This is a genomic window from Terriglobales bacterium (assembly GCA_035454605.1).
Classification (GTDB): Bacteria; Acidobacteriota; Terriglobia; order Terriglobales; family Acidobacteriaceae; genus DATMAB01.
The window spans coordinates 1-6,929 of sequence record DATIGQ010000013.1; the positions used below are offsets into that span (position 1 = coordinate 1).

The window sequence follows — 6,929 nt, forward strand, 5'->3', positions numbered from 1 at the left end:
GCTGGTTCCCGTCTTCAACGATCCGAATGACCGGGTGGCGCTCGACCTTCTGGCCTCACTCTTTCCCGGCCGCCGCATCGCCCCCATCTACTGCGGCGATTTCATCTGGGGCTTCGGCGCCATCCACTGCATGACCCAGCAGCAACCGTTGGCATGATCTGGTGATCTGGCAGCGCGCATCGCCGATGCTGTTCAGATGACGAGATGACCAAATCACTACATCACCACATTCACCGGAAGTCTGTTCTCTGCTATATCCTCTACCGTCATGCCCGCCCGCCGCGCCGTTTCCAACGAACTCTTCATGGAAGAGGCCTTGCGAGAGGCCTTGCGCGCTCAGGCTCTGGGAGAGGTCCCTGTGGGCGCGGTCGTAGTTTGCGACGGTAAGGTCATCGGCCGCGGCTGCAACCGCAATCTGACCGACACCGATCCCAGCGCGCACGCCGAGATCGTTGCTCTTCGCGATGCCGCCCGCCACCTCGGCAACCACCGCCTGGAAGACTGCGCGATGTTTGTTACAATCGAGCCGTGCCCGATGTGCGCGGGCGCGCTGGTGTTGGCGCGGCTGAATCGCCTGGTCTACGGAGCCGACGACCCCAAGGCCGGGGCCGTTCGCTCAGTCACCAGCGTCCTGAATCACCCCAAGCTGAACCACAAGATGGCGGTCGTTGCCGGGGTGCTCGAAGGACGCTGCGCCGCCCTCCTGAAGGCGTTTTTCGCCAGCCGCCGCCAGGAGCAGAAAACGGGTACGAAGTAGCCAATTCGCACGGTCTCTGGCTCTGACCACTAGCCACGGACCACTGTTTTTCACGCGGAGAGGTGCGTGAGTGGTTGAAATTGAGCCGGGTTGCGGGCGTGAGTGAGTCCGCCTTTGGGCGGACGAACGGGAGCCCGCTGGCGAAATCCTGAGCGCAAGCGAAGGACCGAAGAAGTGTGGAACTGCAGCGGAACCTGACCACGGCCGCTGCTTATGGCGCGGAGAGGTGCGTGAGTGGTTGAAACGATCCGCCTCGAAAGCGGACATACCCGGAAGGGTATCGAGAGTTCGAATCTCTCCCTCTCCGCCAGTTAGCCTGCGCCTTCCATTTTTCCACCTTCGACCGAGAGTGCGGAGGATTTCCGGACCGATTGCCCTTGAGCGGTGCCCGACACGATTCCCTTTCGACCAACCTGGTCAACCGGAGCACAGCTCAGCGTATGGTGTCGGCATAAGTCTTCGGCAATCCGAGTTTGCGTGCCAGATCACGCAGCTTCGCCGCATATTCAGGATTCGCTTCCTCAGGACCAGGTGGCGTACTGAGATTGAAGCACAGCGCAGGGACCCGGGAACCGTCGGCTAGCTCAACCAGCACGGCTTCGGGTTGGTAGGCACGGACGCTGGCTTCGGAGTACAGCCGCTCCACCTCGGAGTGCGTGAGTTCCATCACCAGGCCGTAGGCGCAGCTCTCCGAATCCGGCAGCAAAGTCGCGCGCTGTCCAATGCGCAGCTGGAATCCCGGCAGGCGCGCACGTCGGACGCGGACGGGACGGGCGCCCTTCTTCTTCAACAGGTTCACGTCCATGAACAAGCCGTAGAAGAAAACGGCAATCCGGCGAGGAGTCATATCGGCAGCGCCCCAATCTACTAGCAGGCCCTTGTCACGGGCCATCTGATTCTAGTTGTCAAAGTCCTTGCGCCCCGCGCCCGGCCCATTTGACCAACCCTGTCCTAGCCGCTACCTTGGATGCCCCCTGCTCCCTCCAGAGACGGGACTGATGCCGGAATCCGGAGACGCCAAGCCGCAAGGCCAGCGACTCGTCGAGCGCTATCAGGCGTTGCTGCGCATCAATGACGTCATCTCCCGTTATCGCGACCTGAATGAGCTTTTTCGGCACATTGCCACCTGCCTGCGCTCGATTGCGTCTTTCGAAGTGATAGCTGTTGGCTTGTATGATCCGGAACGCGACGTCATGCGCGTCTCGCTGCTGGACGCCAACGTGCCCACCGACGTCAGCATCGGGACGGCGGTCTCTCCGGATCTGGTTCCCGGTCGTGTGGTCATGGAGACCCAACAGCCCTATGTATTCCGTGTCGACCAGGACACCAACTATCCCTTCCATCAACACATGATGCGGCAGTCCGGGGCCAAGGTCAGCTACCACTTTCCGCTCTCTACTTCCATCACCCGCCTGGGTGCGCTGGTCCTGGGCTCGTTTCGCCCGGTCGAACTCGACGCGGAGGAAATGCAGTTCCTGCAGCAGGTGGCCCACCAGGTCGCGATTGCCATCGAGAACGTGCGCAATTTCGAGCAGGCCCGGGCGCTGCAGGAAAAGCTCGCACAGGAAAAGCTGTACCTGGAAGACGAGATCCGCTCCGAGAGCAACTTCGAAGAAATCATCGGCCAGAGCCCTGCGCTCAAGGCCGCGCTGAAGCAGGTGGAAACGGTGGCGCCTTCCGACGCCACCGTCCTGATTCTGGGAGAGACCGGCACCGGCAAGGAACTGATTGCGCGGGCTATCCATCAGGCTAGCCGCCGGCGCGAACGTACCCTCATCAAGATGAACTGTGCCGCCATTCCGACCGGGTTGCTGGAGAGCGAGCTGTTCGGACACGAGAAGGGCGCCTTCACCGGCGCCATCGCGCAGAAGCTGGGACGCCTGGAGCTGGCCAACGGCGGCTCGCTCTTTCTCGACGAAGTGGGCGATATCCCCTTGGAGTTGCAACCCAAGCTCCTTCGTGCGCTGCAGGAGCGCGAGTTCGAGCGCCTGGGAAGCACGCGGACGCAGAAGGTCGACGTTCGCCTCATCGCGGCCACGCACCGGGACCTGGCGGAGATGGTGGAGGCCAAGCAGTTTCGCAGCGACCTGTACTACCGGCTGAAGGTCTTTCCCATCACCATTCCGCCGTTGCGCGAGCGCGTCGCGGATATTCCTCATCTCGTGCGCTACTTCGCCGCCAAGTACGCCCGGCGCATGGACAAGAGAATCGAATCCATTTCGTCCGAGACCATGCGGGCCCTGCAGGCGTGCTCCTGGCCGGGCAATGTGCGGGAGCTGGAGAATTTCATCGAAAGGTCCGTCATCCTGACCAGCGGCTCGGTCTTGCAGGCGCCCATCGCCGAACTGCGCCCCGCCGCCACCGTCACTGCGACCGGTCCGGGCCCGGTCACTCTGGCCGGCAGCGAGCGCGACCACATTCTGAAGGTCTTGCGCGAAACCAAGGGCGTTTTGGCAGGACCCCGGGGTGCGGCCGCCCGCCTTGGCCTGAAGCGAACCACACTTCAGTCCAAGATGAAGAAGCTGGGCATCACTCGTAACCTCTTCTGACATCTCTGCCCACGAACCGCGCTGCCGAGATTTCGGCAGATGCCTAATCTCCGGCACTCCAAGCTTCGGCAGGGCTTCCGTCCCTCAGTCGGCGCTATTCCCTAACGTCCAGATACCCAATGGGTTGCCGGGTTCCAAGCCACTTTCACGGCTTTGGCAGAGCGCATGCTTTTCCCATGGCATGCAAACAATCACGCAACGCAAGCGAGCAAACTGCACCCGCGAGGAGGCCCGGCAACTGCTCCATGACCTTCGCGCGGCGTATCAGACGCTCGGCCCGGAGGTACGCGACGAAATCCGTGACGCGCTGACCGAACTTGGCGCCCAACGGATTTCAGCCAACCTCTGGCAGCCTGCGGCGCTTGCCCTGGAAGCGAGGTAGCAAGGCATGCTGCGCATCCGCACCTTCGACGAGCCGCATGCCCTCACTCTCAAGCTGGAGGGCAAGGTTGTCCGCGCGTGGGTCACCGAGGCACGCCGAGCTTGGCGCGACGCGCGGAACGGCAAGAAGCTGATTATCGACCTGCTCGACGTCAGCTTCGTGGACGACGCAGGCCGGCAGCTTCTGGCCGAGATGCACGCGGCCGGGGCCAGCCTGATCGGCTCCGGACCCATGATCCGGGCGCTGCTCGATGAGATCGAGCGCGAAGAGCCGCTCGCCAAGCGCAGCCGCCTTGGCGCCGTGCTGTCCTCGTTGCTTGCATTGCTGATGGTCTTTGCAAAAACCGAATTGTGGAAGGGACAAATATGAAACCCACTCGACGCACGATTCTCTCGGCCGGCGCACTCTTCATCTCGCTGCTGGCGATCGCGCCAGGCGCCACGGCGCAGAACCCGCCATCCCAGGGTGATTCCGCAAGCTTCACGCGCGCGGAAACCATCGTGATCTACGTCTGGGAAGCGGCCACGCCCCTTGCCCAAGCCTCCGCGGAAGCCACGGACCTCAGGTTGTCGCCGGGCTTCGCTTCCGCCGGCTTGGGTGCGGCCGCCACGCTCCGCGATTGGCAGGCACACATCGCCTACACCATCCGGAACGGCTATCCGCTGGCTGAGTCCTGGATCGCCCTGGACCGCGACCGCGCCGATACGGCTCTGCGTCAGGCCGCGGTCATGGCCTCCACCGACGCCGATCGCATGGCGCTACGCCTGCTCGTGAATCACTTCGAGGACCTGCGCCGCTGGAGCGCCGGCCTCATCGACGCCAACCGCAACCTGCGTCTGGCCGAGTACTACATATCAGAGACGGCGCTGGAGAACGACTCCATGTTCCAGAAGACGTCCGCCTGCGGCGACTTCCTTGCTTCCATGCTGGCCAGCGGCCGCTTCGCGGAGGTGGCATCGTGCCAGTAATCGCCGGAAGCGACACAACGACGTCGGTTGCGGGCCCTTCCACGGGTAAGCTGGGCCCGCGCCAACCGGTAACGAACAAGACTCGACTAGGAGATCGGCCATGTCCGAACCGTTGAACAGAGCGCCCGAGGGTCCCGTGCAGGACACCATCATCGATTCTCATTCCACCGCCTGCTGCATCGCTGGCGGCGGACCCGGAGGCATGATGCTGGCGCTGCTGCTGGCTCGCAATGGCGTCCCGGTCACGCTGCTGGAGGCCCATAAGGATTTCGACCGGGATTTCCGCGGCGATACCGTCCACCCCTCCATCCTCGAGAATCTGGATGAGATCGGCCTGGCGGCTCCCCTGCACCAGCTTCAGCACGCCAAGGTCTACGGGCCGACCCTGCGCTCCGCGGGCTCGAGCTTCAGCCCTTTCGATTTTCGCAAGCTGAAGACGCGCTTCCCTTACGTCATGCTGATCCCCCAGGCACGGTTTCTGGAATTCCTGGCGGCCGAGGCTGGCAAGTACCCCCACTTCCGGCTGGTGATGGGAGCCCGGGTGGAAACGCTCGTCGAAGAAAACGGCGCGGTCTCCGGCGTTCGCTACATGGCTGCGGACGGCTTGCATGAGGTGCGAGCCGCTCTGACCGTTGGCGCGGATGGCCGCTTCTCCATGGTGCGGAAGCTGGCCGGCTTTGAGCCCATCAAGACCTCGCCGCCCATGGACATCCTCTGGTTCCGGCTGCCCCACGTTCCCGGTGACCTGCCGGAAGGGGAGGGTCGCGTGCTGGGCGGGTTCGGAGAGGGCAAGATCCTGGCGGTCTTCGACCGCTTCGACTACTGGCAGGTGGGCTACGTGTTTCCCAAGGGGAGGTACCAGGAGTTGCGCGCGGCCGGCCTGGAGGCTCTGCGGAAGTCTATCGCCGCCATCGAGCCCCGCTTTGCCGAGCATGTCCGGTCGCTCACCGACTGGCATCAACTGTCGCTGCTATCTGTGGAATCAAGCCGCTGCCCGCGCTGGTACAAGCCCGGCCTGTTGCTGATCGGGGACGCCGCGCACGTCATGTCTCCGGTGGGCGGCCTTGGCATCAACTACGCCATTCAGGACGCGGTGGTCGCGGCCAATCTGCTTTCTGGGCCGCTCAAAGCGGGTCGGTTGCAAGTCAGTGATCTGGCTCGCGTCCAGCGCAAGCGTGAATGGCCTACCCGGATCATCCAGGCGGTGCAGGCCTTCGCCCAGAATCGGATCATCGGCAGCGTTCTCAGTTCCCCCGGCGCGGCGCCGAGCCTCCCCTGGTTTGCGCGCATGGCGTTCCGCATCCCCGCGGTGCGAAACATCCCTGCCCGGCTGATGGCCTTCGGCATCGCACGCGCGCACGTGAAAGACCTTCGTTCGTAGGACCCGGAAGAGACGATGTTTACAAAATTGAAGAGGAGTGAAAGCCATGCAACGTAAGCGCACAATTGCCGTTCTGATGACTCTGCTGCTGGCCGGCGCTGCCTTCGGGCAGCAAACCAGCGTGGACTACGACCACAAGGCTGACTTCAGCCGGTACAAGACCTACGCGTGGGCGCAGGGACATCCGGTGCAGGACCCCTTCAACCACCAGCGCATCGTCACGGCCATCGACGCCCAACTTGCTGCTAAGGGCTGGAAGCGGATTGAACCCGGCCAGAAACCCGACGCCATCGTTCTCTACCGCGCGGCCGCGGCCGAGCGGAAGCAGGCCAACGTCTGGGGCACGGGCTACGGGCCGGCCTGGCGCTTGGGCGGTGGAAGCGCGCGCGTCGATGTGGACACCATCCAGGTCGGTCAACTCGTCGTCGATATCATGGATGCGGCAAGCAGGAAGCTGATCTGGCGCGGCCGGGCCAGCGACACGCTCTCCGACAAGCCGGAGAAGAATGAGAAGAAGATCAACAAGGCGGCGGAAAAGCTGTTCAAGAAGTTCCCGCCGGCAGAAAATTAGCGGCGCAAAGAGGCGTACACTCTGGATAGCATAAGCTGCAAGCGGGAGGGACTGATGTCGCCTTGGACATGGAAGCGAACCATCTACGGGATGCTGCGCGCACTGCCGTTGGCCGCAGTGGGCCTGGTCGTGTGCACATTGGTGGTTCCACAGAGCATGGCCCAAGGCAAGGCCGACGAAGACGAATTCTCGCGCAGGACCACGCAACGCCGCGACTCCACCGGAACCGAATCCCCCAGCCGTGTCACCGAGACGCGCAGCCAGGACGGCAAGACCCGCACGCAGGTCATCGAGTCACCGGACATCGAGGGCCGCTACCGG

At 63.3% G+C, this 6,929-nt stretch carries 9 protein-coding genes and 1 tRNA gene; 9 read left to right on the forward strand and 1 reads right to left on the reverse strand.

Annotated features, from left to right (window positions below; genetic code table 11):
* Positions 1 to 268 precede the first annotated feature (268 nt).
* Together tadA and VLE48_01050 are read left to right on the forward strand one after the other, a co-directional pair.
* Positions 269 to 757, forward strand: coding sequence for a tRNA adenosine(34) deaminase TadA (gene tadA / locus VLE48_01045; protein ID HSA91572.1), 489 nt, complete (start codon positions 269 to 271; stop codon positions 755 to 757).
* A 220-nt stretch (positions 758 to 977) separates the two neighbouring features.
* Positions 978 to 1,067, forward strand: a tRNA-Ser gene (locus VLE48_01050).
* Between the two features lie 123 nt (positions 1,068 to 1,190).
* Here VLE48_01050 and VLE48_01055 read toward each other — a convergent pair.
* Positions 1,191 to 1,649: a gamma-glutamylcyclotransferase family protein gene (locus VLE48_01055; protein HSA91573.1), complete on the reverse strand. Its 459-nt coding sequence runs from the start codon at positions 1,647 to 1,649 to the stop codon at positions 1,191 to 1,193.
* Between the two features lie 106 nt (positions 1,650 to 1,755).
* Between VLE48_01055 and VLE48_01060 the strand changes: the two genes are divergently transcribed.
* The 7 genes from VLE48_01060 to VLE48_01090 all read left to right on the forward strand — a co-directional run.
* Complete coding sequence (locus tag VLE48_01060; protein ID HSA91574.1) at positions 1,756 to 3,306, forward strand: sigma 54-interacting transcriptional regulator; 1,551 nt, start codon at positions 1,756 to 1,758, stop codon at positions 3,304 to 3,306.
* Positions 3,307 to 3,487: 181 nt separating this feature from the next.
* Positions 3,488 to 3,688, forward strand: coding sequence for a hypothetical protein (locus tag VLE48_01065; protein HSA91575.1), 201 nt, complete (start codon positions 3,488 to 3,490; stop codon positions 3,686 to 3,688).
* Between the two features lie 6 nt (positions 3,689 to 3,694).
* On the forward strand, positions 3,695 to 4,057 hold the full coding sequence (locus tag VLE48_01070) for a hypothetical protein (protein HSA91576.1): 363 nt from the start codon (positions 3,695 to 3,697) through the stop codon (positions 4,055 to 4,057).
* The gene (locus VLE48_01075; protein ID HSA91577.1) at positions 4,054 to 4,656 is read left to right on the forward strand and encodes a hypothetical protein; all 603 of its coding nucleotides are present in this window, start codon (positions 4,054 to 4,056) and stop codon (positions 4,654 to 4,656) included. Before VLE48_01070 ends, VLE48_01075 begins: the two co-directional genes overlap by 4 nt.
* Positions 4,657 to 4,756: 100 nt before the next feature.
* Positions 4,757 to 6,037, forward strand: a complete 1,281-nt coding sequence (locus VLE48_01080) for an FAD-dependent oxidoreductase (GenBank protein HSA91578.1) — start codon at positions 4,757 to 4,759, stop codon at positions 6,035 to 6,037.
* A 46-nt stretch (positions 6,038 to 6,083) separates the two neighbouring features.
* Positions 6,084 to 6,608: a DUF4136 domain-containing protein gene (locus tag VLE48_01085; protein ID HSA91579.1), complete on the forward strand. Its 525-nt coding sequence runs from the start codon at positions 6,084 to 6,086 to the stop codon at positions 6,606 to 6,608.
* Positions 6,609 to 6,662: 54 nt separating this feature from the next.
* Positions 6,663 to 6,929 (forward strand): hypothetical protein (locus VLE48_01090; protein ID HSA91580.1); only part of this gene is annotated, 267 nt, incomplete at its 3' end.

Excerpts from the sequence above, each read along its gene's own strand:
- tadA (HSA91572.1), top strand. The coding sequence starts at position 269 with ATGCCCGCCCGCCGCGCCGTTTCCAACGAACTCTTCATGGAAGAGGCC.
- VLE48_01065 (HSA91575.1), top strand. The coding sequence starts at position 3,488 with ATGCAAACAATCACGCAACGCAAGCGAGCAAACTGCACCCGCGAGGAG.
- VLE48_01085 (HSA91579.1), top strand. The coding sequence starts at position 6,084 with ATGCAACGTAAGCGCACAATTGCCGTTCTGATGACTCTGCTGCTGGCC.
- VLE48_01055 (HSA91573.1), bottom strand. The coding sequence starts at position 1,649 with ATGGCCCGTGACAAGGGCCTGCTAGTAGATTGGGGCGCTGCCGATATG.
- VLE48_01075 (HSA91577.1), top strand. The coding sequence starts at position 4,054 with ATGAAACCCACTCGACGCACGATTCTCTCGGCCGGCGCACTCTTCATC.
- VLE48_01060 (HSA91574.1), top strand. The coding sequence starts at position 1,756 with ATGCCGGAATCCGGAGACGCCAAGCCGCAAGGCCAGCGACTCGTCGAG.
- VLE48_01080 (HSA91578.1), top strand. The coding sequence starts at position 4,757 with ATGTCCGAACCGTTGAACAGAGCGCCCGAGGGTCCCGTGCAGGACACC.
- VLE48_01070 (HSA91576.1), top strand. The coding sequence starts at position 3,695 with ATGCTGCGCATCCGCACCTTCGACGAGCCGCATGCCCTCACTCTCAAG.